Source organism: Pseudomonas sp. HS-18 (assembly GCF_020401845.1).
GTDB classification, from domain to species: domain Bacteria; phylum Pseudomonadota; class Gammaproteobacteria; order Pseudomonadales; family Pseudomonadaceae; genus Pseudomonas; species Pseudomonas nitroreducens.
Map to the genome: position 1 here is coordinate 484610 of NZ_CP084413.1, position 22838 is coordinate 507447.

The window sequence follows — 22838 nt, forward strand, 5'->3', positions numbered from 1 at the left end:
GGCGATATCGGGCAGATAAAGGGGGAAGCGGCAAGCTTAAAGCTTTCGGCCTGCCGCTTGTAGCCGATCAGCCCGGATCGCGGTGATCGGGGAAGCGTTCGCTGACCGCCACGCTCACGCTGTCGCGGGTGGCGATGTCGATGCCTTCGCTGGCGACCTCGGCAAGGAAGTCGATCTGCTCGGGGGTGATGATGTACGGCGGCAGGAAGTACACCACGCTGCCCAGCGGGCGCAGCAGTGCGCCGCGTTCCAGGCCGTGCTGGAAGACCTGCAGGCCGCGGCGCTCCTGCCAGGGATAGGCGGTTTTCGTCGCCTTGTCCTGGACCATCTCGATGGCGAGGATCATGCCGGTCTGGCGGATTTCCGAAACGTGCGGGTGGTCGGCCAGGTGCGCGGTGGCGCTGGCCATCTTCGCCGCCAGGGCCTTGTTGGCCTCGATGACGTTGTCCTGCTCGAAGATGTCCAGGGTCGCCAGGGCGGCGGCGCAGGCCAGCGGGTTGCCGGTATAGGTGTGCGAGTGGAGGAAGGCGCGCAGGGTGCTGTAGTCGTCGTAGAACGCCTGGTAGACCTTGTCGGTGGTCAGCACCGCGCTCATTGCCAGATAACCGCCGGTCAGCGCCTTGGAGAGGACGAGGAAATCCGGGGTGATACCAGCCTGTTGGCAGGCGAACATGGTGCCGGTGCGGCCGAAGCCGACGGCGATTTCATCGTGGATCAGGTGCACGCCGTAGCGGTCGCAGGCCTCGCGCAGCAGCTTGAGGTAGACCGGATGGTACATGCGCATGCCACCGGCGCCCTGCACCAGCGGCTCGACGATCACCGCCGCGACTTCCTTGTGGTGTTGCTCCAGCGCCTGCTCCATCGCGGCAAACATCGTCCGCGAGTGCTCTTCCCAGCTCACGCCCTCGGAGCGCAGGTAGCAGTCGGGAGTCGGCACCTTGATGGTGTCCATCAGCAGCGACTTGTAGGTCTCGGTGAACAGCGCCACGTCGCCTACCGACATCGCCGCCACCGTTTCGCCGTGGTAGCTGTTGGTCAGGGTGATGAAGCGCTTTTTCTCCGGCTGGCCGAGGTTCTGCCAGTAGTGGTAGCTCATCTTCAGCGCCACTTCGATGCCGGCCGAGCCGCTGTCGGCATAGAACACCCGGGAGAAGCCGGCCGGCGCCAGGCGTAGCAGGCGCTCGGAGAGTTCGATGACGGGCTGGTGGCTGAAGCCGGCGAGGATCACGTGCTCCAGCTGGTCGACCTGGTCCTTGATGCGCTGGTTGATGCGCGGGTTGGCGTGGCCGAAGACGTTGACCCACCAGGAGCTGACCGCGTCGAGATAGCGCTTGCCTTCGAAGTCCTCCAGCCAGATGCCTTCGCCGCGGCGGATCGGGATGACCGGCAGGCGCTCGTGGTCTTTCATCTGGGTGCAGGGGTGCCACAGCACCTCGAGATCGCGCTGCATCCACTCGGCATTCAGGCCCATGGCCGGCTCCTTAAATTGATGGCTCTTCTGACGGTCGGCTCGCTCTGGTCGGCAAGCCTATTCAATGCTCCTGAGATGAACAAGGACACGTCCTACGACACATGTTGTAGGCAGCCGACCAAGACAGCTATTCGGCTTTCGGGCGCTGACGTATGCTTCGCGCCTTTGCACCAATTCGGGGAAGTCTGGCGATGAAAATGGGATGGCTGCGCGCTGCCGCGCTGCTCGCTCTGGGCGTGTTCAGCGTAGTGGCGCTGGGCAAGGACAAACAACCGACCGCCATCGTGGTCGGCGGCGGACTCGCCGGCCTCTCCGCGGCCTACGAGCTGCAGCAGGCGGGCTGGCAGGTGACCCTGCTGGAAGCCAAGCCGCAGGTGGGTGGCCGCTCGGGCCTGGCCACCAGCGAGTGGATCGGCAACAAGAAGGCCCAGCCGACCCTCAACGGCTACCTGGACACCCTGAAAGTGAACTCGGTGCCGGCGCCGGAATTCGTCCGTACCCCGAGCTACCTGATCGACGGCCTCTACTACAGCAGCGCCGACCTGAAGACCAAGATGCCGGCCGTCGCCGCGGACCTCGAGCGCTTCGAGAAGTCGCTGAACGATCTGTCCGCCTCGATCGACGACCCGCTCAACCCGCTGGCGAACAAGACTCTGTTCGCCCTCGATCAGCTCACCGCCGCACGCTGGCTGGACAAGCTGAACCTGTCGCCGACCGCGCGCCTGCTGGTCAACCAGCGCATCCGTTCGCATTACGACGAACCGTCGCGCCTGTCGCTGCTCTACCTCGCCCAGCAGGGCCGTGTGTACCGCGGCGTCGACGACCGTGATCTGCGCGCGGCACGCCTGCCCGGCGGCAGCCAGGTGCTGGCCCAGGCCTTCGTCAAGCAGATCAAGACCATCAAGACCAACGCCAAGGTCACCGCGATCAGCCAGGACAAGGACGGCGTGACCGTCAAGGTCGGCCCCACCGGCTACAGCGCCGACTACCTGGTACTGGCCGTACCGCTGCGCGCCCTGGGCAATATCACCCTGACCCCGGGCCTGAACGAGAAGCAGCTGGCGGCGCTCAAGGGCACCAACTACGGCTGGCGCGACCAGATCCTGATGAAGTTCAAGCGCCCGGTGTGGGACGACAAGTCGCGCCTGTCCGGCGAGATCTACAGCGACCAGGGCCTGGGCATGATCTGGGTCGAGCCCGCGACCAAGGGCGGCGCCAACGTGCTGATCAACCTGTCCGGCGACAATGCCCGCGTGATGCAGGCCTTCGGTGACCGCCAGCTGTCGGAGCAGGTGCTGATCCGCATGAACAAGTACTACCCGAAGATGCGCGGCGCATACGACGGCTATGAAATGCGCCGCTACAGCACCGACGTCGGAACCGGCGGCTCCTACCTGGCCTATGGTCCGGGCCAGATCAGCCGCTTCTGGCGCGTCTGGGAAACCCCGGTTTCCCGCGTCGCCTTCGCCGGCGAGCACACCGACGCGCTCTATCCGGGCACCATCGAAGGCGCCCTGCGCAGCGGCAAGCGCGCCGCCAGCCAGGTCCGCGACCTGTACGCCGGCAAGACTCCGGTGCTCGAAGGTGCGGCACTGGTTGCCGACAACAAGCCGGCGGCCAGCGACAAGCCGGCCGAGAAAGGCGAGAAGAAGGGCATCATGTCCTGGCTGCCGTTCTGATCCAGCGCGCTCCATCCACAATGCCGGCGAAAGCCGGCATTGTCGTTTCTGGCTCTGGCACGGCCGTTTCAGGAGATGACCTATCTTGTCAGTCGATGTTTCAAAGCAGATTTTTCTGCTTTTCTTCGATGGATTAGCCGCTAGTCTTGAATTCCCGTTTTCAAGGATGTGTATCGATGCAATGGCGTAATTCCCCCGCACGCTACGGACTGGTCAGCCTGTTCCTGCACTGGGGCAGCGCGCTGGTGGTCTTCGGCCTGTTCGGCCTGGGCCTGTGGATGCGTGAGCTGGACTACTACGACACCTGGTACCACCGCGCCCCGGAAATCCACAAAAGCATCGGCATCCTGCTGGCCATCGCCCTGATCGTGCGTGTGCTCTGGCGCTTCATCAGCCCGTCGCCGCCGACCCCGGCCAACCACGGCAATCTCACCCGCCTGGCCACCAAGCTCGGCCACCTGGCGCTCTACGCGCTGCTGTTCGCCGTGATCATCGCCGGCTACCTGATCTCCACCGCCGAAGGCAAACCCATCAGCGTGTTCGGCTGGTTCGACGTGCCCGCCACCCTGAGCGGCATCACCGACCAGGCCGACATCGCCGGTGCGATCCACCTGTACCTGGCCTGGGCCCTGGTCGTCCTGGCCGTGCTGCACGCCCTGGCGGCGTTCAAACACCATTTCCTCGACCGCGATGCCACGCTGGTGCGCATGCTCGGTCGTGCCGCGAAATAACACCTCACCTCAAAGGGAGATTGCTTCAATGCTGAAGAAGACGTTCGCCGCGCTGGCGCTGGGTACCGCACTGTTCTCCGCTGGCCAGGCCATGGCCGCGGACTACAAGATCGACAAGGAAGGCCAGCATGCCTTCATCGAATTCCGCATCAAGCACCTGGGTTACAGCTGGCTGTACGGCCGCTTCGACGATTTCGACGGTGCCTTCACCTTCGACGAGAAGAACCCGTCCGCCGACAAGGTCAAGGTGACCATCAACACCAACAGCGTGAACTCCAACCACGCCGAGCGTGACAAGCACCTGCGCAGCCCGGACTTCCTCAACGTCTCGAAGAACCCGACTGCAACCTTCGAATCCACCGCCGTGAAGGCTGATGGCAAGAATGCCGAGATCACCGGCAACTTGACCCTCAATGGCGTGACCAAGCCGGTCACCATCAAGGCTGAACTGATCGGCCAGGGCGATGATCCGTGGGGCGGCTACCGCGCCGGCTTCCTCGGCACCACCACCCTCAAGCTGAAGGACTTCAATATCCAGCGCGACCTCGGCCCGGCTTCCCAGGAAGTCGAGCTGACCCTGTCGGTCGAAGGGGTGCGTCAGTAAGACGCAGGACTGCGAAAACGCCGGCGAATGCCGGCGTTTTCGTTTGTGGCCCTAGTCTCCCCGGCCTTGCAGGCATTGCCGCAGCAGCTGGGTGAGGGTGCGCTGTTCTTCGTCGTCCAGCGGCGCGAACAGACTGTCATGGGTTCGTGCGAGGATGGCCTGGGTGCGCTCGTCGATGCGGCTCCCGGCCTCGGTGAGGAACAGCTGGAAGCTGCGCTGATCGTCCGGGTTGCGCTCGCGGCGAACCAGGCCGAGCGTCTCCATTTCACGGATCTTGCGGGTCACCAGCGCCTTGTCGCGGCACATCTTGCGCCCCAGGCTCTGCAGGCTCTGGCCCGCATCGGCGCCGATCAGCTCGAGCAGGCGGATGTCCGGCGGGGTGAGGTCGATGCCCTCGGCGCACAGTTCGTCCTGGAGGCTCTCACGCAAATGATCGAGCACCTTCATCAGGGTCTGTGGCAGGTCGGGATTCAGGGTATGGGTCATCGGCTCGGTCACGGTAAACCTTGTGTAAATCAGGTTGATCAGCTCAACCATTTTTTCGTATTTTAGTTGATGTTATCAACTTTGTTCGTCGCCGCGACTGCCTTGCGGGAAACCTACTGCGATATCGGCCTTTGGCTAAAACGTTTCAGTAGTTTTCCCTCAGGGCTTTCGGACGTTTACAAACACAGCTGAATGTAAGTATTTTTGCCAGCTTTTCCGGACCGGCAAGCCCACAGCCAAACCGGATGCTTTGCTCACGAGGACAACGATATGCAACGAAAGCCAGCCATGCGCGCCCTGGTCCCGGCCCTGCTCGTCGCCATGGCCACTCTTGCCGGCTGCGACAAAGCCCAGGCCCCGCAGGAGAAGCAGATCCCCGAAGTCGGTGTGGTAACCCTGCAGCCGCAGGAAGTGACCCTGAGCACCGAACTGCCGGGTCGCACCACTGCGTATCGCATCGCCGAAGTTCGCCCGCAGGTGAACGGCATCATCCTCAAGCGCCTGTTCAAGGAAGGCAGCGACGTCAAGGAAGGCCAGCAGCTGTACCAGATCGACCCGGCCACCTATGACGCGACCCTGCAGAGCGCCCAGGCCAACCTGGTGTCCACCCAGCAGCAGGCCGAGCGCTACAAGGAACTGGTGAAAGACGAGGCGGTGAGCAAGCAGCAATACGCCGACGCCCAGGCCGCCTATCTGCAGGCCAAGGCCACCGTCGACACCGCCAAGATCAACGTGCGCTACACCAAGGTGTATTCGCCGATTTCCGGCCGCATCGGCCGCTCCAGCGTGACCGAGGGCGCCCTGGTGCAGAACGGTCAGGCCACCGCGCTGGCTACCGTGCAGCAACTGGACCCGATCTACGTCGACGTCACGCAGTCTTCCACCGCGCTGATCCGCCTGCGCCGCGAGATGGCCGCCGGGCAACTGGAGAAGGCCGGCGACAATGCCGCCAAGGTCAAGCTGTACCTGGAAGACGGCTCCGAATACCCCATCGAGGGCAAGCTGGAGTTCTCCGAGGTTTCGGTCGACCAGGGCACCGGCTCGGTGACCGTGCGCGCCATCTTCCCCAACCCGAAGAAGGAACTGCTGCCGGGCATGTTCGTCCATGCGCAGCTGGAGGAGGGCATCAAGAAGCAGGCCATCCTCGCGCCGCAGCAGGGCGTCACCCGTGACTTCCGTGGCATGGCGACTGCCCTGGTGCTCAATGGCGAAGACAAGGTCGAGCTGCGCACCATCAAGGCCGAGCGCACCGTTGGCGCCTACTGGCTGGTCAGCGATGGCCTCAAGCCCGGCGACCGCCTGATCACCGAAGGCCTGCAGTACGTCCAGCCGGGCGCCCAGGCCAAGGCCGTACCCGCGAAGAACGTGGCGCCCACCGCTGGTGCCGCCGACAAGCCCGCCGCCGCTGAACCGGCCAAGCAGGGTTAATCAAGGGGATTCGTCATGTCGAAGTTTTTCATTGACCGGCCCATTTTCGCCTGGGTAATCGCCCTGGTGATCATGCTGGCGGGCGGTCTGTCGATCCTCAAGTTGCCGGTGAACCAGTACCCGGCTATCGCCCCGCCGGCCATCGCCATCCAGGTGAGCTACCCGGGCGCTTCCGCCGAGACGGTGCAGGACACCGTGGTGCAGGTGATCGAGCAGCAGATGAACGGTCTCGACCATCTGCGCTACATCTCCTCGGAGTCCAACTCCGACGGCAGCATGACCATCACCGTGACCTTCGACCAGGGCACCAGCCCTGACATCGCCCAGGTCCAGGTGCAGAACAAGTTGCAGCTGGCCACCCCGCTCCTGCCGCAGGAAGTACAGCAGCAGGGCATCCGCGTGACCAAGGCGGTGAAGAACTTCCTGATGGTGGTCGGCGTCGTCTCCGAAGACGGCAGCATGACCAAGGAAGACCTGTCGAACTACATCGTCTCCAACATCCAGGACCCGCTGTCGCGGACTGCCGGTGTGGGCGACTTCCAGGTGTTCGGTTCGCAGTACGCCATGCGTATCTGGCTGGACCCGGCGAAGCTCAACAGCTTCCAGATGACTCCGGGCGACGTGAAGACGGCGATCCAGGCGCAGAACGTGCAGATTTCCTCCGGCCAGCTGGGCGGCCTGCCCGCGGTCAAGGGCCAGCAGCTCAACGCCACGATCATCGGCAAGACCCGCCTGCAGAGCGCCGAGCAGTTCAAGGAAATCCTCCTCAAGGTCAACGCCGACGGTTCCCAGGTTCGCCTGAAGGACGTTGCCGACGTGGCCCTGGGCGGCCAGGACTACAGCATCAACGCCCAGTTCAACGGCAAGCCGGCCTCCGGTATCGCGATCAAGCTGGCCACCGGCGCCAACGCGCTGGACACCGCCAAGTCGATCCGCGCCACCCTGGCCACGCTGGAGCCGTTCTTCCCGCAGGGCATGAAGATCGTCTACCCCTACGACACCACCCCGGTGGTCTCCGCCTCCATCCATGAGGTGGTGAAGACCCTGGGCGAAGCGATCCTGCTGGTGTTCCTGGTGATGTACCTGTTCCTGCAGAACTTCCGCGCCACGCTGATCCCGACGATCGCCGTGCCGGTGGTGCTGCTGGGCACCTTCGGCGTACTTGCCGCCTTCGGCTTCTCGATCAACACCCTGACCATGTTCGGCATGGTGCTGGCGATCGGCCTGTTGGTGGACGACGCCATCGTGGTGGTGGAAAACGTCGAGCGGGTGATGGCCGAGGAAGGTCTGTCGCCCCGCGAGGCGGCGCGCAAGTCCATGGGCCAGATCCAGGGCGCGCTGGTCGGTATCGCCATGGTGCTGTCGGCGGTATTCCTGCCGATGGCCTTCTTCGGCGGCTCCACCGGGGTGATCTACCGGCAGTTCTCCATCACCATCGTCTCGGCCATGGCCCTGTCGGTGATCGTGGCGCTGATCCTCACCCCGGCGCTCTGCGCCACCATGCTCAAGCCCATCGAGAAGGGCGACCATGGCGAGCACAAGCGCGGCTTCTTCGGCTGGTTCAACCGCAAGTTCCTCGCCACCACCCATGGCTACGAGCGCGGCGTCACCTCGATCCTCAATCACCGCATGCCGTACCTGCTGATGTACGTGCTGATCCTCGGTGGCATGGTCTACCTGTTCACCCGCATTCCCACGGCGTTCCTCCCCGACGAGGACCAGGGCGTGCTGTTCGCCCAGGTGCAGACCCCGGCCGGTTCGTCCGCCGAGCGCACCCAGGTGGTGGTGGACTCGATGCGCGAGTACCTGCTGGAGAAGGAAAGCAGCTCGGTGGCCTCGGTGTTCACCGTGACCGGCTTCAACTTCGCCGGCCGTGGCCAGAGCTCGGGCATGGCGTTCATCATGCTCAAGCCCTGGGAAGAGCGTCCGGGCGCGGAGAACAGCGTGTTCGCGCTGGCCCAGCGTGCGCAGATGCACTTCTTCAGCTTCAAGGATGCGATGGTGTTCGCCTTCGCCCCGCCGGCGGTACTCGAACTGGGTAACGCCGTGGGCTTCGACATCTTCCTCCAGGACCAAGCTGGCGTCGGCCATGAAGTGCTGATGCAGGCGCGCAACCAGTTCCTCGGCATGGCCTCGCAGAACCCTGCTCTGCAGCGCGTGCGCCCCAACGGCCTGAACGACGAGCCGCAGTACAAGCTGCTGATCGACGACGAGAAGGCCAGTGCGCTGGGCGTCTCGTTGGCGGACATCAACACCACCGTGTCGATTGCCTGGGGCTCGAACTACGTCAACGACTTCATCGACCGCGGTCGGGTGAAGAAGGTCTACCTGCAAGGCCGCCCGAATTCGCGGATGAGCCCGGAAGACCTGGACAAGTGGTACGTGCGCAACAGCTCCGGGGAGATGGTGCCGTTCAGCGCCTTCGCCACCGGCGAATGGAGCTATGGCTCGCCGAAACTGGCGCGCTACAACGGCGTCCCGGCCATGGAAGTCCTCGGTGAGCCGGCCCCGGGCCGCTCCACTGGTGAGGCGATGGCCGCGGTCGAGGAGATGGTCAAGCAGTTGCCCAAGGGCGTCGGCTACTCCTGGACCGGTCTGTCCTACGAGGAACGCCTGTCCGGCTCGCAGGCTCCGGCGCTCTATGCCCTGTCGCTGATCGTGGTGTTCCTCTGCCTGGCGGCACTGTATGAAAGCTGGTCGATCCCGTTCTCGGTGATGCTGGTGGTGCCGCTGGGCGTCATCGGTGCGCTGCTGGCGACGTCCATGCGCGGCCTGTCCAACGACGTGTTCTTCCAGGTGGGCCTGTTGACGACCATCGGCCTGTCGGCAAAGAACGCGATCCTCATCGTGGAATTCGCCAAGGAGCTGCACGAGCGCGAGGGCAAGCCCATCGTCGCGGCCGCCATCGAGGCGTGCCGGATGCGTCTGCGCCCGATCGTCATGACCTCCCTGGCGTTCGTCCTCGGCGTGTTGCCGCTGGCGATCTCCACCGGTGCAGGCTCCGGCAGCCAGCACGCGATCGGTACCGGCGTGATCGGCGGCATGATCACCGCGACCATCCTCGCGATCTTCTGGGTACCGCTGTTCTATGTGGTGGTCAGTACCCTGTTCAAGGACAAGCTGTCCAAGGAACAGGAAGCCACCGAGAAGGGGCATTGATATGAGAAAGTCCTTACTGTCCCTTGCGATAGCAGCCGGTGTGTTGTCCGGCTGCTCGCTGATCCCCGATTACGAGCGCCCCGAGGCGCCCGTGGCCGCGGCTTACCCGCAGGGCGATGCCTACGATGCGGCGCAACCGGCCAACGCCGGCGCCGACATCGGCTGGCGCGAGTTCTTCAAGGACCCGCAACTGCAGCGACTGGTCGAAGTGTCGCTGGAAAACAACCGCGACCTGCGCGTCGCCGCGCTGAACATCGAAGCTTACCGGGCGCAGTACCGCATCCAGCGGGCCGACCTGTTCCCGGCGGTGGATGCCAGCTTCGACGGCTCGCGCCAGCGCCTGCCGGCGGACCTGTCGCAGACCGGCAGTTCGATGATCAGCAGCCAGTACGGTGCGACCTTGGGCATCACGTCCTGGGAAATCGACCTGTTCGGCCGCCTGCGCGCCCTGCGTGATCAGGCGCTGGAGCAGTACTTCGCCACCGAAGAGGCGCGTCGCAGCACCCAGACCAGCCTGGTGGCCAACGTCGCCAACGCCTACCTGACGCTGCGCGCCGACCAGGCCCAGTTGCAGCTGACCCGCGACACCCTCGGCACCTATCAGAAGAGCTACGACCTGACCAAGCGCAGCTACGACGTCGGTGTCGCCTCGGCGCTGGACCTGCGCCAGGCGCAGACCTCGGTGGAAAGCGCACGGGCGACTCTGGCGCAATACACCCGCCTGGTGGCGCAGGACCAGAATGCCCTGGTGCTGCTGCTCGGTTCCGGCCTGCCGGCGGACCTGCCGCAAGGCCGTGGCCTGGGTGATGAACTGCTGGCCACCGTGCCGGCGGGCCTGCCCTCCGACCTGCTGCAGCGCCGCCCGGACATCCTCCAGGCGGAGCACCAGCTCAAGGCGGCCAACGCCAACATCGGCGCGGCGCGCGCGGCGTTCTTCCCGAACGTCAGCCTGACCGCCAACGCCGGCACCATCAGCCCGGACCTCGGTGGCCTGTTCGACGGCGGTTCCGGTACCTGGCTGTTCAAGCCGTCGATCAGCCTGCCGATCTTCAACGCCGGCAGCCTGCGCGCGAGCCTGGACCTGGCCAAGGTGCAGAAGGACATCAACGTCGCGCAGTACGAGAAAGCCATTCAGACTGCGTTCTCCGAGGTGGCGGATGGTCTTGCCGCCCGTGGCACCTTCAACGAGCAACTGCAGGCGCAGCGCGCGCTGGTGGACGCCAGCAGCGAGTACTACCGCCTGGCCGACAAGCGCTACCGCACCGGTGTGGACAACTACCTCACCCTGCTCGATGCGCAACGCTCGCTGTTCAGTGCCCAGCAACAGCTGATCTCCGACCGCCTCAATCAGCTGACCAGCGAGGTCAACCTGTACAAGGCCCTCGGCGGCGGCTGGCAGGCCACGGCAGCTCAGGCCAAGCCGATCTCCAGCGAGGCCCCCGAAGGCCGGTTGTTCTGATCGAGAACAGAAACGCCGCCCCTTGGGGCGGCGTTTCTGTTTGGGCGGCGGGGCATGGTCCGCTGCGTGGGCGTGGCCGATCACGGACGAAGCCCGCTCCTAGTCAACCGGCCAAAGGTTGCTTGCCATGGGAGCGAGCTTGCTCGCGAACCCGCGGGCTACAGCATCGCGCCTTGAGCGGCCGGCTGGATCTGGTTGTCTGCCAGCCAATCCAGCGCGCACTCGCGCAGTCGCTCACCCTGGTAGACATACCAGGCCTGCAGCAGCTCGGGATAACCCATCAGCACATGACGGAAAGCCTTGAACGGCTTGCGCCCCTCGATGGCGTTGGCCAGGGCGGAATAGGCGTGCGGCTGTGGCACTTCGCGGAGGAACTCGCGCATCAGCTCCAGCGACTGGCCGCTGCTCAGCGGTTCGATGGGCAGCAGGCGTTCCGGCTCGCGGTGCAGCAATTCGGCCAGTTCGGGATCGGGGTCTTCTTCGGGAATCAGCAGCACCTGGCCGCTGAACAGGTCGAGGTAGTGATCGATACCCTGGGTGTCGAGCGCGAAGGCGAGTTCGTCGAGGTCGATGGTCAGCGGGCGCATGGTCACTCTCCCTATATGGCGAGTGACCGATCCTACGCCATGCGCATGACAATTGTCCCGCTGGCCGGTGCGGACGCACCGGCCAGCCGAGGCCTCACAGGCGGAAGCGCCCTACCTGCAGCTGCAGCTCGTTGCCCAGGCGCGCCAATTCGGTGCTGGAACTGGCAGTCTGTTCGCTGGCGGCAGCCGACTGGTCGGCGATCTCGCGCACCTGCACCACGCTGCGGTTGATCTCCTCGGCGACGCTGCTCTGCTCCTCGGCGGCGGAGGCGATCTGCAGGTTCATGCCCTGGATGTCGGCCACGGTGCGGGCGATCACGCCCAACGCCTCGCCGGCGCGGCGGGTCAGTTCCACCGAACTGCCGGTCAGGCGGCGGCTGTCGTCCATGCGCGTCACCGCTTCCTGGGCGCCGCGTTGCAGGCCGGCGATCAGGCCTTCGATCTCGGCGGTGGAGGACTGGGTGCGCTGGGCCAGGCCGCGCACCTCGTCGGCGACCACGGCGAATCCACGCCCGGCCTCGCCGGCACGGGCGGCCTCGATGGCGGCGTTGAGCGCCAGCAGGTTGGTCTGCTCGGCAACCGACTTGATCACATCCAGCACGCTGCCGATCTTTTCGCTTTCCTTGCGCAGCAGCTCCATGGCCTCGGCGGAGCGATCCACTTCGATGGCCAGGCGGTCGATCTGGTTCACCGCATCCTGTACCACCTGGTCGCCCTGGCGCGCTTGCTGGTCGGCCTGTTGTGCAGCGGCGGAGGCCTGCTCGGCGTTGCGCGCGACTTCCTGCACGGTAGCGGCCATTTCGTGGATGGCGCTGGCGACCTGCTCGGTTTCCACGCGCTGGCTGTTCACCCCGGCGCGGGTCTGCTCGGTGACGGCGGAGAGTTCGTCAGCGGCGGTGGCCAGTTGGCTGACGCTGCCGCCGATGTGGCCGAGCAGCTGCGACAGGCTTTCGCGCATGCGCATCATCACGCGCTGCAATTGGCCCAGCTCGTCGCTGCGCTGCAGGTTGAGGTCACGGGAAAGGCCCTGGGACAGGTTGCCCTGGGCAATGCGCTCGGCCAGCTCCAGCGCCTCATGCAGCGGGCGGACGATCTGGCGGTTGATGGCCCAGCCCGACAGCATGCCGAAGGCGAGCGCCAGGATGGCGATGAGAATCTGCCGGGTCCTGGCGGCGGCGGTCTCGGCGTCGTTGCGCGCGAGGGTGTCGTCGTAAAGGTGGGTGGCGGCTGCGAGCAGCGCTTCGCTGGCGCCGTTCAGGCCCTTGCGTGCTTGCAGCGTGGCGTTGACGCCGTCGCGGAAGTGTTCGATGCCGCTGCGGTAGTTCTGCAGGTCTTTCAGGGCCGTACTCAGACCGTCGGCGGCGATGGCTGGTAACTGGTTCTGCAGCGCGGAGCCGGTGTCGCGCAGCTTGTCGAAGGCGGCGAAGGCGGCCTGTTCGGCATTGGCGGACTGCTCGAAGACGTAGCCGCGCACCTGGTAGCGCACCACCAGCAGTTGCTGGTGCAGTTGGCCGACGGCCTGGGCGCTGTGCAGCAACTGGCTATCGCCGGGTTGCTCGGCGAGCAGGTCGAAGAGCTGCTTGTCCAGTGCCTCGAAGGCCTGCAGGGCGCTCTGCGCACTGCCTACCAGCGTGCTGCGGGCCTGAGTGCGCTGGTCCACGGCGCGGGTCAGGGCGCTGAAAGCTTCGCGGTATTCGCTCACCGCCTGGCGTGCGGCGCTCAGTTGTCTGGCATCGATATCGCTGCCTTTCAGGCGCTGCTCGATCAGCTCCAGCATCTTCGTGCTGTGCTGCTCGACGCGCTCGGCCTGGCTGCGGTCGCCGCCCAGTTCGAACTGCAGGCGGGCGAGGTTGGCCTGCTGGCTGAGGTCGTTGAGTTCGGTGATGGTCGCCATCTGCTGGCCGCGCTTGGCCTGGTTGCTCAGGCTGTGCAGGCCGCTGAGCAGCACCAGCAGGGTGAGGAAGAGGAGGATGCCGAAGCCCACCACCAGCTTGAGGCTGACGTTGAGACGTCCCAGCTCTACTACTAGCCAATCGTACATGTCGAATACTCCAGGCAGGCGTCGCCACGGGATCGACGGCCCGTGGCAGGCAACAACAAAAGATCGGAGGCGAGGTGGAATTGTCGGGACGCATCTTCGTGCGTCAGAGGCTATCGGCGGGAGCTACAGAAACTGAAGGCGCGAATTCGTCGCGGGGTTTCTCGCGTGGCGCGAGAGCTCTTGTAGGGGCGAGCTTGCTCGCGAACCGATCCCGGAGCGGGGTTTGTTCGCGAGCAAGCTCGCTCCTATAGGTGGAATCCGTGCATTGGAATGCCCTCACCCTAATCCTCTCCCAAAGGGAGAGGGGACCGTACGGTGAAGGGTGAAACCGTTGCATCAGCCGGCACGGATGGCTCCCTCTCCCTCTGGGAGAGGGCTGGGGTGAGGGGGAAGTACCAGTGCCGATGTCCGGTCTGGAGAAACAAAAAGGCCCGCATTGCGCGGGCCTTTCCATCACGGAAGGATCAGACGCGGAAGCGGCTGACCAGCACTTGCAGCTCGTTGCCCAGCCGCGCCAGCTCGACGCTGGAGGCGGCGGTTTCCTCGCTGGCGGCGGCGGTCTGCTCGGAGATGTCGCGCACGTTCATCACGCTGCGGTTGATCTCCTCGGCCACCGCACTCTGTTGCTCGGAAGCGGCGGCGATCTGCTGGTTCATCGACTGGATGGTCGACACGGTGCGGGTGATGGCGCCCAGGCGCTCGCCAGCGCGGCGGGTCAGGTCGACGGTGCTGACGGTCAGGTCGCGGCTGGTTTCCATCATCTGCACGGCCTGCTGGGTGCCGCTCTGCAGGCCGGCGATCAGCTCCTCGATCTCCTCGGTGGAGGACTGGGTACGCTGCGCGAGACCACGCACCTCGTCGGCCACCACGGCGAAACCACGCCCGGCGTCGCCGGCGCGGGCGGCTTCGATGGCGGCGTTGAGCGCCAGCAGGTTGGTCTGTTCGGCCACCGCCTTGATCACGTCCAGTACGCTGCCGATCTTTTCGCTTTCGCGCTTGAGCTTGAGCACCGACTCGTTGGTGCGGCCGACTTCGCCGGCCAGGCGGTCCATCTGGTTCACCGCTTCGTTCACCGCGCCTTCGCCGTCGCGGGCCTGGCGGTCGGCGGCGGAGGCAGCCTCGGAAGCCTCCTCGGCGTTGCGCGCGACTTCCTGCACGGTGGCGGCCATTTCGTTCATGGCGGTGGCGACCTGGTCGGTCTCGGTCTTCTGGTTGTTCACCCCGGCGCTGGTCTGCTCGGTCACCGCGGATAGTTCCTCGGCGGCGCTGGCAATTTGCGTCACGCCGTCATGGATATGGCTGATCAGCTCGCGCAGGGACAGGTTCATGCGCTGCATGCTCTTCTGCAGTTGGCCCAGTTCGTCGTGGCGGGTGGTGGGGATGTCACGGCTGAGGTCGCCGTCGGCGATGCGCTCAGCGTGGCCCAGCACGTCGCGCAGCGGATTGACGATCTGCCCGGTGATGATCCAGGCGGCGATGCTGCCCAGCACCAGGGCGATCAGCGCAGCCAGGCCGAGCAGGGTCTTGGCCTGGGTGACGCCTGCGTCGCGCTTGGCGGTCTGGGTGGCGGTCAGCTCGTTGCTCAGCTTCTCGATCTGCTGGCCGGAATCGCGCATGCGATCGCGGGCGGCCTGGCTGTCGTTCACTTCGTTGCGGTAGTTGGTCAGCGCGTTGCGGTAGGTTTCCAGCGCATCGAGGGTGGCGCGGAAATCGCCGTTCAGCTCGGCCGGCGAGGTGCTCATGTCGCTCTTCACGGCGTCGATCAACTGCTGCAGCGCGGTGAAGGCGGGTTGTTCGAGGTTCTGTGCGTCGGTGCTGGTGTAGGCCATCACCTGCAGGCGCGCCTGCATCACGGCACGACCCAGGCCGGAGAGGTCCTGCAGGTGCTGCAGACCTTCGGCGCTGCCGGTGCCGACCAGCTTCTGCTCGGCCTTCTGCAGGCCTTCGCTGACGGCGCCGGCGGACTTGATCAGCACCTGCTTGGCGGCGTCGCGTTCCTCGAAGGACTTCAGCAACTGGGCGTAGAGCTTGCGGTACTCCACGCTCAGCTCATGCTGCTGGTCAATGACGCGACGGTCCTCGGCCTCGGTGAACTTCTCGTTCAGCGAACGATGGCGCTGATCCAGCTTGTCCAGCGTATCGAGTACCAGCTTGGCGTCTTCCGGCGCGCGGGTGGACTGGAATTTCAGGCGGGCGATGCGCAGGTCCTTGGCGATCGCGATTAGCTCGGAGATCTCGCCGAGCTTGTCGCCACGGCTGATCACATTGCCCAGGTTGATCCAGCCGGTAAGGGCGATCAGCAGGGTGAGCAGCAGCACCAGGCCGAAGCCCGATGCCAGTTTGAGTTTGACACTGAGGTTGTTGAACCAGCGAAACATGAAGGCGGCGCTCCAGGGGTTGTACGAGGCCGGTACGCATGGCTGAGCGGGAAATGCGCAGAGTGGGGGACGACCGGTAGCCCAGATATCGGCTTCGCTGCCTGGAACTGAAGTGTTTCGAGTTATTTTTCTGACTGGTGGTTCACGCTGGAGGCCGCGTCGTTACTGGCTTTGCGCCAGTTCGACTTAGAACAGTCGTGCCAGAAGAGCGGTCACGGCGGTCTCGACGCGCAGGATGCGTTCGCCCAGTTGCACGGGGTTCAGGCCGGCCTCGCGCAGCTTGTCGACCTCGTAGGGAATCCAGCCGCCTTCCGGGCCGATGGCCAGGGTCACCGGTTCGCTCAGTGCCCGCGGGCATTCCGGCCAGGGGCCCGGGTGGCCGATCAGGCCGAGACTGCCGGCAGCGAGGGCGGGCAGGCGATCCTCGACGAAGGGCTTGAAGCGCTTCTCGATGATCACTTCGGGCAGCACGGTGTCGCGTGCCTGTTCGAGGCCGAGGATCAGTTGCTCCCGCACTGCTTCGGGTTCGAGGAAGGGCGTCTGCCAGAAGCTCTTTTCCACCCGGTAGCTGTTGAGCAGCACCAGGCGCGGCACGCCCATGGCGGCGACGGTCTGCAGCACACGGCGGAGCATCTTCGGGCGGGGCAGGGCGAGCAGCAGGGTGAGCGGCAGTTTGGACGGCGGAGCCTGATCGAAGCTGACCTGCAACTCCGCTTCGTTGGCTTCCAGGCGCAGCAGGCGACCTTCGCCCATCAGGCCACCGAGGCGGCCGACGCGCAGGCGGTCGCCGCTTTCGGCGCGGTGGACTTCCTGCAGGTGGGTCAGGCGGCGGTCGCGCAGGATCACGCGATCCGCCGCGACGAAGTCGGCATCGTCGAGCAGCAGCAGATTCACTGGCGGGTGGCCGGCGGCTGGTCGCCCTTGGATTCGTCTTCTTCGGTTTCCGGTCCGCGCTTGCGGATCAGGTGGCTGAACAGCACGCCGGCCTCGAACAGCATCCACATCGGCACCGCCAGCAGGGTTTGCGATAGCGGGTCTGGCGGAGTGAGGATCATGCCGACGACGAAACAGCCGATGATCACGTAGGGGCGGATCTTCTTCAGGTAGGCCACGTCGACTACGCCGATCCACACCAGCAGCACGGTGGCGACAGGAATCTCGAAGGCCACGCCGAAGGCGAAGAGCAGGGTGAGGAAATCCAGGTAGCTGTTGATGTCGGTCATCGGCGTCACGCCTTCCGGGGCCTGGCCGAGGAAGAAGTGGAACATCAACGGGAACACCAGGAAGTAGGCGAAGGCCATGCCGGCGTAGAACAGCACGATGCTGGAGGCCAGCAGCGGCAAGGCGACGCGCTTCTCGTGCTTGTACAGGCCGGGCGCGATGAAGCCCCAGACCTGGCCTAGGATCACCGGCATGGCGATCAGTACGGCGACGATCATGGTCAGCTTCAGCGGTGCGAGGAAGGCCGACGCCGGGTCGATGGCGATCATGGTCGCGCCTTCGGGCAGGAAGCGCCGCAGCGGCTCGGAGGCCAGCGCATAGATCTTCTGCGAGAAGTACAGCAGGCCGATGAAGATCACGAAAATCGCGACCACGCAGCGCAACAGGCGCGTACGCAGTTCGGTCAGGTGCGAGACCAGGGGCATTTCCTGGTCTTGTTCGGGCTGGTCGGGTTTTTCGGCGCTCATGGGGTACGCGGCGTCTCGGAAGAAGCGGGCGGTTGGCTTGCGGCAGTCGGTTGGCTCGGCTGGTCGGCTTGCGTTGCCTGCGGCCCAGCAGGCGCCGGCTGCGTAGCGGCAGGCGGGGCAATACCCGCGCCCGGCAGGCTGTTCAGCCGGCTATTGGGCGCGATGGTCGGCGCCGCGGGCGGTTCAGCGGGCGCGTCCTGGCCTTCGGGCTGGGCCGGCTGCTGCGGATTGAAGGCTTCCCGGGCCTGGTCTTGCAGGTCGGTCAGCGGCGCCATCAGCTTCTTGGCTTCCTGTTCCATCTGCAGGATGTGCTCGTTGTGCAGCTGGCGGCGGATTTCATCCGCGCCCAGCTCGCGCTCCACTTCCGTCTTGATGGCGTTGAAGCTGCGCTTGAGCCGTCCGATCCACAGGCCGGCCGTGCGCGCGGCGCCCGGCAGGCGGTCGGGGCCGAGCACCAGCAGGGCGACGAGCCCTACCAGCAGCAGTTCGCTGAAGCTGATACCGAACATGAATCAGTCCTTGCGCGCTGGTTCTTCGACCTTGTGCGCCTGGGCGTCGATGGTGTGCGGCTGGTTCAGCGGCGGAGTGCCGGCAGCGGCGTTCGGGTCTTTCTTCTCGTCTTCCTCGGTGTTCATCGCCTTCTTGAAGCCCTTGATGGCTTCGCCGACGTCCGAGCCGAGGTTCTTCAGGCGCTTGGTGCCGAAGACCAGGACCACGACGATCAGGATGACGACCCAGTGTTTCCAGTCAAAGATGCCCATCTTGTTCTCCTCGAATTGTTCGTATCAGGCCGACGGTTGGCGCGAGGCTTTTTCGTCATGCCCGGAAAGACCGAAGCGGCGGTCCAGCTCGTCCAGTACTGCCTGCGGGTGCTGGCCAAGGGCGGCGAGCATCACCAGGGAGTGGAACCAGAGGTCGGCCGTTTCGTAGATCAGGTCCGTGCAGTCACCGCTGGTGGCGGCGTCCTTGGCGGCGAGAATGGTTTCCACCGACTCTTCGCCCACCTTCTCCAGGATCTTGTTCAGGCCCTTGTGATACAGGCTGGCCACGTAGGAGCTGTCCGGTGCGGCATTCTTGCGCGCTTCGAGGACTTCCGCCAGACGGGCGAGGGTATCAGTGCTCATGGGGTTTTCCTGTACCTACGTGGGAGTAGATGGCATCCGGGTCCTTGAGGACCGGGTCGACGGTCTGCCAGGTGCCGTTCTCGAACACCCGGTAGAAGCAGCTCTCGCGGCCGGTGTGGCAGGCGATGCCGCCCAGTTGCTCGACCATCAGGATCACCACGTCGGCGTCGCAGTCCAGGCGCAGCTCGTGCAGTTTCTGCACGTGCCCGGAGTCCTCGCCCTTGCGCCAGAGCTTGCCGCGCGAGCGCGACCAGTAGATGGCGCGGTTCTCGGCGGCGGTGAGGGCCAGGGCCTCACGGTTCATCCAGGCCATCATCAGCACGCGGCCGGTGCGATGGTCCTGGGCGATCGCCGGCACCAGTCCATCGGCATTCCACTTGATTTCGTCCAGCCAGTCTTTCATCTCGGGTTCCGTACAGCGGGCACGCTCTGTGCCCGGAGCCACTGTATACAACGCTTAAGTGTGCCAGTCAGTGGGGCGACTGGCTATCGGCGCAGAATCAGATACAGACCGCCGGCCAGCATCGCCCAGGCTGGCCAGGCGGCGAGGCTGTGGGTGGCGAGGCCGGTTTCGGCGGCGCCGGCGACCAGCACCGCGCCGATCAGCCGCGCCGGCCAGGCGGCCGCGCCGGGGCCGCGGGTTTCGACGACCAGGCGCTTGTCCGGGTCGGGATCGTGGGACAGCCGCTCCAACGTCTCGCGGGTCATCTGCGCCAGGTGCGGCAACTGCTCGATATGTTGCTGGGCGTTGCGCAACAGGGTGCCGGGGCTCATGCGCTCGCGCATCCAGCGTTCCAGGTAGGGCTGCGCGGTGGTCCACAGGTCCAGCTCCGGGTAGAGCTGGCGGCCCAGGCCTTCGATGTTCAGCAGGGTCTTCTGCAGCAGTACCAGCTGCGGCTGCACTTCCATGTTGAAGCGCCGCGCGGTCTGGAACAGGCGCAGCAGCACCTGGCCGAAGGAGATGTCCTTGAGCGGCTTCTCGAAGATCGGCTCGCACACGGTGCGGATCGCCGCCTCGAAATCGTTGACTTTGGTTTCCGCCGGCACCCAGCCCGAGTCGATGTGCAACTGGGCGACCTTGCGGTAGTCGCGCTTGAAGAAGGCGATCAGGTTGCGCGCCAGGTAGTCCTGATCCTCGTCGGTGAGGCTGCCGACTATACCGCAGTCCACCGCAATGTACTGTGGGCTCCAGGGCGTGCGGGTGCTGACGAAGATGTTGCCGGGGTGCATGTCGGCGTGGAAGAAGCTGTCGCGGAACACCTGGGTGAAGAAGATCTCCACACCGCGCTCTGCCAGCGCCTTGAAGTCGGTGCGCTGGTCGCGCAGGGTTTCCAGGTCGGTCACCGGAATGCCGTAGATGCGCTCCATCACCAGCACCTTGGGGCGGCACCAGTCCCAGTAGACCTGGGGCACGTAGAGCAGCGGCGAACCTTCGAAGTTGCGCCGCAGCTGCGAGGAGTTGGCCGCTTCACGCAGCAGGTCCAACTCGTCGTAGATGGTCTTCTCGTAGTCGCTGACCACTTCGGCCGGGTGCAGGCGGCGGGCGTCGGCGGAGATGCGCTCGGCGGTGCGGGCGAGGATGTGCAGCCAGGCGATGTCGGAGCGGATCACCGGCTCGAGGTTCGGGCGGATGACCTTCACCACCACGTCCTCGCCGCTCTTCAGCTGCGCGGTGTGCACCTGCGCCACCGAGGCGGAGGCCAGCGGTTCGCGCTCGAAGCGGGAGAACACCTGCTCGATCTTCGCGCCGAGCTGCTGTTCGATGAGTGCCACTGCCTGTTCCGGCGGGAAGGGCGGCACCTTGTCCTGGAGGAAGGCCAGCTCCAGGGCGATGTCGTCGGGCAACAGGTCGCGGCGGGTAGAGAGTATCTGGCCGAACTTGATGAAGATCGGCCCGAGGTCTTCCAGCGCCAGCCGGATGCGCGCGCCCCGGCTGAGCTCCAGCGGTTTGCGCGGCAGCCAGCGCCAGGGCAGCAAACCGCCCAGCAGGCGCAGCCACCACGGCAGGAAGGGCAGTTCGAGGACCATGTCGTCCAGGCGGTAGCGGATGGCTACGCGCTGGATGCGCAGCAGGCGGCGGAAGGCGAGCAGCTTCATGCGTCGGGTTTGATCTTCTGGGTCAGGCGGGTGATCCGCGCGTCGAGGCGGTCGAGGGACATCTTCAACTGGTCCAGCTCGGCGAAGCGTGCTTCGGCTTCGTGCTGGCCGACCAGGCTGCGGCTCTCCTCGGCGAGGTAGTCGGCGAGGCTCAGGCGCAGGCTTTCCAGGCTGTCGCCGGCCCAGGCCATGCCGCCGCGCAGGCGCGCGCCGAGCAGGTGCGCGGGCACCGGGCCGAGCCAGCGGGAGACTTCATACTCCCAGTCCAGCTCCAGGCTCTGGAGGATATCGGCCAGCTCCAGCAGCATCGCGCTGTCGCCGCCCATGGCCACTTCAGGGCTGTGCAGGACACGGGTCTTGTCCTTGGCCAGCGCCAGTTGCAGCAGGCTGCCGGCCGGCGCGACGAGGGTGCAGTCGGCCTGCGCCTCGTGGTGCGCGGCGAGGTGCAGGCCGTCGGCGTCGGGCAGGATGAACAGCCTGAGCGCGGGCGCCTGGCAGTCCACTTCCAGCACCTTGCCGGCGAGCCGGCCAAGGCGCTTCAGCGCCACGCCATCGAGCCGCAGCACGCGGTTGACGGTGGCTTCGGCGCTGGCCAGGGCGGCCTGCAGGAGCAGGGTCATCAGGGCTTGATGCCGCGGTGCAGGGCGACCACGCCGCCGGTCATGTTGTGGTAGGTGACGCGGTCGAAGCCGGCCTCCACCATCATCGACTTCAGCGTTTCCTGGTCGGGGTGCATGCGGATCGATTCGGCCAGGTAGCGGTAGCTCTCGGCATCGTTGGTCACCAGCTTGCCCATCAGCGGCAGCAGGGTGAAGGAGTACGCGTCGTACGCCTTGGACAGCAGGCTGCTGGTGGGCTTGGAGAACTCCAGCACGAGCAGGCGGCCGCCGGGCTTGAGCACCCGCAGCATGGAGCGGATGGCTTCGTCCTTGTGGGTGACGTTGCGCAGGCCGAAGGCGATGGTTACCGCGTCGAAATAATTGTCGGGGAACGGCAGCTTCTCGGCGTCGGCCTGAACGAAGCTGACGTTGCCGGCGACGCCGCTGTCGAGCAGCTTGTCGCGGCCGACCTTGAGCATCGAGGCGTTGATGTCGGCCAGCACTACTTCGCCGGTCGGGCCGACCAGGCGGGAGAACTGGCGGGTCAGGTCGCCGGTGCCGCCGGCGATGTCCAGCACCCGGTTGCCGGCGCGCACGCCGGACAGCTCGATGGTGAAGCGCTTCCACAGACGGTGGACGCCGCCGGACATCAGGTCGTTCATCAGGTCGTACTTGGCGGCGACCGAGTGGAACACCTCGGCGACCTTCTCGGCCTTCTCGCTCTCGCGCACGGTCTTGTAGCCGAAGTGCGTGGTGGGATCGGCGCTGTCCTGGCCGGCTTGGGGCTTGCGCGGTTCGCTCATGGCGTTTCTACCCTGGAAGTCAGTGGCGGGCATTCTAACAGGATGCGAAGAAAACGCCGCCCCGCTCGCCGCCGCAAGAGGGATGCCGGGGTGCGGCGATACGGCGCGGCGCGTATCATCTGGATAGTCAGTCACTCGCGGAGTTCCAGCATGTCCCGTATCCACGTCGAACGTTCCCACTCCCTCGGCCTCGAAGCCGCCCGCGCCAAGGCGGAGAAGCTCGCCGACAAGCTCGGCCGCGAGCACGGCGTGAGCAGCGAGTGGCAGGGCGACACCCTGCTGTTCAAGCGCAGTGGCGTGGACGGGCGCATCGAAGTGGGCGCGGACAAGGTCGCGGTCGACGTGAAGCTGGGCCTGATGCTCTCGGCCATGGGCGGCCTGCTCAAGGGCGAGATCGAGCGCGCGCTGGACAAGGCGCTGGCCTGATACCTTGCGGCCCCGCTCCCTGCGGGGCCAGGCCGCTTTCGGGCGGCGCCGGCTTTCCTACAAAGCCTGGTATGTGTT

At 65.5% G+C, this 22838-nt stretch carries 21 protein-coding genes and 2 pseudogenes; 7 read left to right on the forward strand and 16 right to left on the reverse strand.

Features of this window, described 5'->3' with window-relative positions; all coding sequences use genetic code 11:
- Window positions 1–67: 67 nt before the first annotated feature.
- Window positions 68–1471: an adenosylmethionine--8-amino-7-oxononanoate transaminase gene (locus tag LDJ84_RS02280; RefSeq protein ID WP_226045849.1), complete on the reverse strand. Its 1404-nt coding sequence runs from the start codon at window positions 1469–1471 to the stop codon at window positions 68–70.
- 191 nt (window positions 1472–1662) lie between these two features.
- Between LDJ84_RS02280 and LDJ84_RS02285 the strand changes: the two genes are divergently transcribed.
- The 3 genes from LDJ84_RS02285 (at window position 1663) to LDJ84_RS02295 (ending at window position 4485) form a co-directional block, all read left to right on the forward strand.
- Window positions 1663–3150, forward strand: a complete 1488-nt coding sequence (locus LDJ84_RS02285) for a flavin monoamine oxidase family protein (protein WP_024766227.1) — start codon at window positions 1663–1665, stop codon at window positions 3148–3150.
- 176 nt (window positions 3151–3326) lie between these two features.
- A complete protein-coding gene (locus LDJ84_RS02290) occupies window positions 3327–3881 on the forward strand; it encodes a cytochrome b (RefSeq protein WP_037013760.1) in 555 nt (184 codons plus the stop codon).
- Window positions 3882–3909: 28 nt separating this feature from the next.
- Window positions 3910–4485, forward strand: a complete 576-nt coding sequence (locus tag LDJ84_RS02295; RefSeq protein ID WP_017520144.1) for a YceI family protein — start codon at window positions 3910–3912, stop codon at window positions 4483–4485.
- Between the two features lie 51 nt (window positions 4486–4536).
- Here the strand turns inward: LDJ84_RS02295 and LDJ84_RS02300 are convergent, their stop codons facing one another.
- A complete protein-coding gene (locus LDJ84_RS02300) occupies window positions 4537–4971 on the reverse strand; it encodes a MarR family winged helix-turn-helix transcriptional regulator (protein WP_037013774.1) in 435 nt (144 codons plus the stop codon).
- A 270-nt stretch (window positions 4972–5241) separates the two neighbouring features.
- Between LDJ84_RS02300 and mexA the strand changes: the two genes are divergently transcribed.
- Genes mexA through LDJ84_RS02315 form a run of 3 tightly spaced genes read left to right on the forward strand, consistent with a single transcriptional unit; the run spans window position 5242 to window position 11017 of the window.
- The gene (gene mexA, locus LDJ84_RS02305) at window positions 5242–6399 is read left to right on the forward strand and encodes a multidrug efflux RND transporter periplasmic adaptor subunit MexA (protein WP_038803498.1); all 1158 of its coding nucleotides are present in this window, start codon (window positions 5242–5244) and stop codon (window positions 6397–6399) included.
- A 15-nt stretch (window positions 6400–6414) separates the two neighbouring features.
- Complete coding sequence (locus tag LDJ84_RS02310) at window positions 6415–9558, forward strand: efflux RND transporter permease subunit (protein WP_024766224.1); 3144 nt, start codon at window positions 6415–6417, stop codon at window positions 9556–9558.
- A gap of 1 nt (window position 9559) precedes the next feature.
- Window positions 9560–11017, forward strand: coding sequence for an AdeC/AdeK/OprM family multidrug efflux complex outer membrane factor (locus tag LDJ84_RS02315; protein WP_065086252.1), 1458 nt, complete (start codon window positions 9560–9562; stop codon window positions 11015–11017).
- 158 nt (window positions 11018–11175) lie between these two features.
- Here the strand turns inward: LDJ84_RS02315 and LDJ84_RS02320 are convergent, their stop codons facing one another.
- The 14 genes and pseudogenes from LDJ84_RS02320 to ubiE form a co-directional block, all read right to left on the reverse strand.
- Complete coding sequence (locus LDJ84_RS02320) at window positions 11176–11604, reverse strand: UPF0158 family protein (RefSeq protein ID WP_024766223.1); 429 nt, start codon at window positions 11602–11604, stop codon at window positions 11176–11178.
- Between the two features lie 94 nt (window positions 11605–11698).
- Entirely contained in the window at window positions 11699–12571 is an 873-nt protein-coding gene (locus LDJ84_RS30835) for a methyl-accepting chemotaxis protein (protein ID WP_374701923.1), read from the reverse strand.
- 33 nt (window positions 12572–12604) lie between these two features.
- Window positions 12605–13645, reverse strand: a pseudogene (locus tag LDJ84_RS30840) (methyl-accepting chemotaxis protein); the annotation flags it as partial.
- A gap of 464 nt (window positions 13646–14109) precedes the next feature.
- Window positions 14110–14982 carry a methyl-accepting chemotaxis protein gene (locus LDJ84_RS30845; RefSeq protein ID WP_374701924.1) on the reverse strand — a complete coding sequence of 291 codons (873 nt, stop codon included), beginning with the start codon at window positions 14980–14982 and terminating at the stop codon, window positions 14110–14112.
- Window positions 14983–15030: 48 nt separating this feature from the next.
- Window positions 15031–16023, reverse strand: a pseudogene (locus tag LDJ84_RS30850) (methyl-accepting chemotaxis protein); the annotation flags it as partial.
- A gap of 186 nt (window positions 16024–16209) precedes the next feature.
- The gene (locus LDJ84_RS02335) at window positions 16210–16917 is read right to left on the reverse strand and encodes a 16S rRNA (uracil(1498)-N(3))-methyltransferase (protein WP_226045852.1); all 708 of its coding nucleotides are present in this window, start codon (window positions 16915–16917) and stop codon (window positions 16210–16212) included.
- Window positions 16914–17711 carry a twin-arginine translocase subunit TatC gene (tatC, locus tag LDJ84_RS02340; RefSeq protein ID WP_024766219.1) on the reverse strand — a complete coding sequence of 266 codons (798 nt, stop codon included), beginning with the start codon at window positions 17709–17711 and terminating at the stop codon, window positions 16914–16916. Before tatC ends, LDJ84_RS02335 begins: the two co-directional genes overlap by 4 nt.
- Window positions 17708–18220: a Sec-independent protein translocase protein TatB gene (gene tatB, locus LDJ84_RS02345; protein ID WP_024766218.1), complete on the reverse strand. Its 513-nt coding sequence runs from the start codon at window positions 18218–18220 to the stop codon at window positions 17708–17710. The genes tatC and tatB overlap by 4 nt, the downstream gene beginning before the upstream one ends.
- Window positions 18221–18223: 3 nt before the next feature.
- Window positions 18224–18472 carry a twin-arginine translocase TatA/TatE family subunit gene (locus LDJ84_RS02350; RefSeq protein ID WP_024766217.1) on the reverse strand — a complete coding sequence of 83 codons (249 nt, stop codon included), beginning with the start codon at window positions 18470–18472 and terminating at the stop codon, window positions 18224–18226.
- A gap of 24 nt (window positions 18473–18496) precedes the next feature.
- Window positions 18497–18835, reverse strand: coding sequence for a phosphoribosyl-ATP diphosphatase (locus LDJ84_RS02355; protein ID WP_024766216.1), 339 nt, complete (start codon window positions 18833–18835; stop codon window positions 18497–18499).
- Window positions 18825–19238, reverse strand: a complete 414-nt coding sequence (hisI, locus tag LDJ84_RS02360) for a phosphoribosyl-AMP cyclohydrolase (protein WP_226045853.1) — start codon at window positions 19236–19238, stop codon at window positions 18825–18827. Before hisI ends, LDJ84_RS02355 begins: the two co-directional genes overlap by 11 nt.
- A gap of 83 nt (window positions 19239–19321) precedes the next feature.
- Entirely contained in the window at window positions 19322–20932 is a 1611-nt protein-coding gene (gene ubiB / locus LDJ84_RS02365) for a ubiquinone biosynthesis regulatory protein kinase UbiB (RefSeq protein WP_038803500.1), read from the reverse strand.
- Entirely contained in the window at window positions 20929–21555 is a 627-nt protein-coding gene (locus LDJ84_RS02370; RefSeq protein ID WP_226046547.1) for an SCP2 domain-containing protein, read from the reverse strand. Before LDJ84_RS02370 ends, ubiB begins: the two co-directional genes overlap by 4 nt.
- Window positions 21552–22334, reverse strand: a complete 783-nt coding sequence (gene ubiE, locus LDJ84_RS02375; protein WP_037008118.1) for a bifunctional demethylmenaquinone methyltransferase/2-methoxy-6-polyprenyl-1,4-benzoquinol methylase UbiE — start codon at window positions 22332–22334, stop codon at window positions 21552–21554. Before ubiE ends, LDJ84_RS02370 begins: the two co-directional genes overlap by 4 nt.
- Window positions 22335–22484: 150 nt before the next feature.
- On the opposite strand from ubiE, the gene LDJ84_RS02380 reads away from it, so the two are divergent.
- Window positions 22485–22760 (forward strand): polyhydroxyalkanoic acid system family protein, encoded by a 276-nt coding sequence (locus LDJ84_RS02380; protein ID WP_024767449.1) that lies wholly within the window; start codon window positions 22485–22487, stop codon window positions 22758–22760.
- Window positions 22761–22838: the final 78 nt, after the last annotated feature.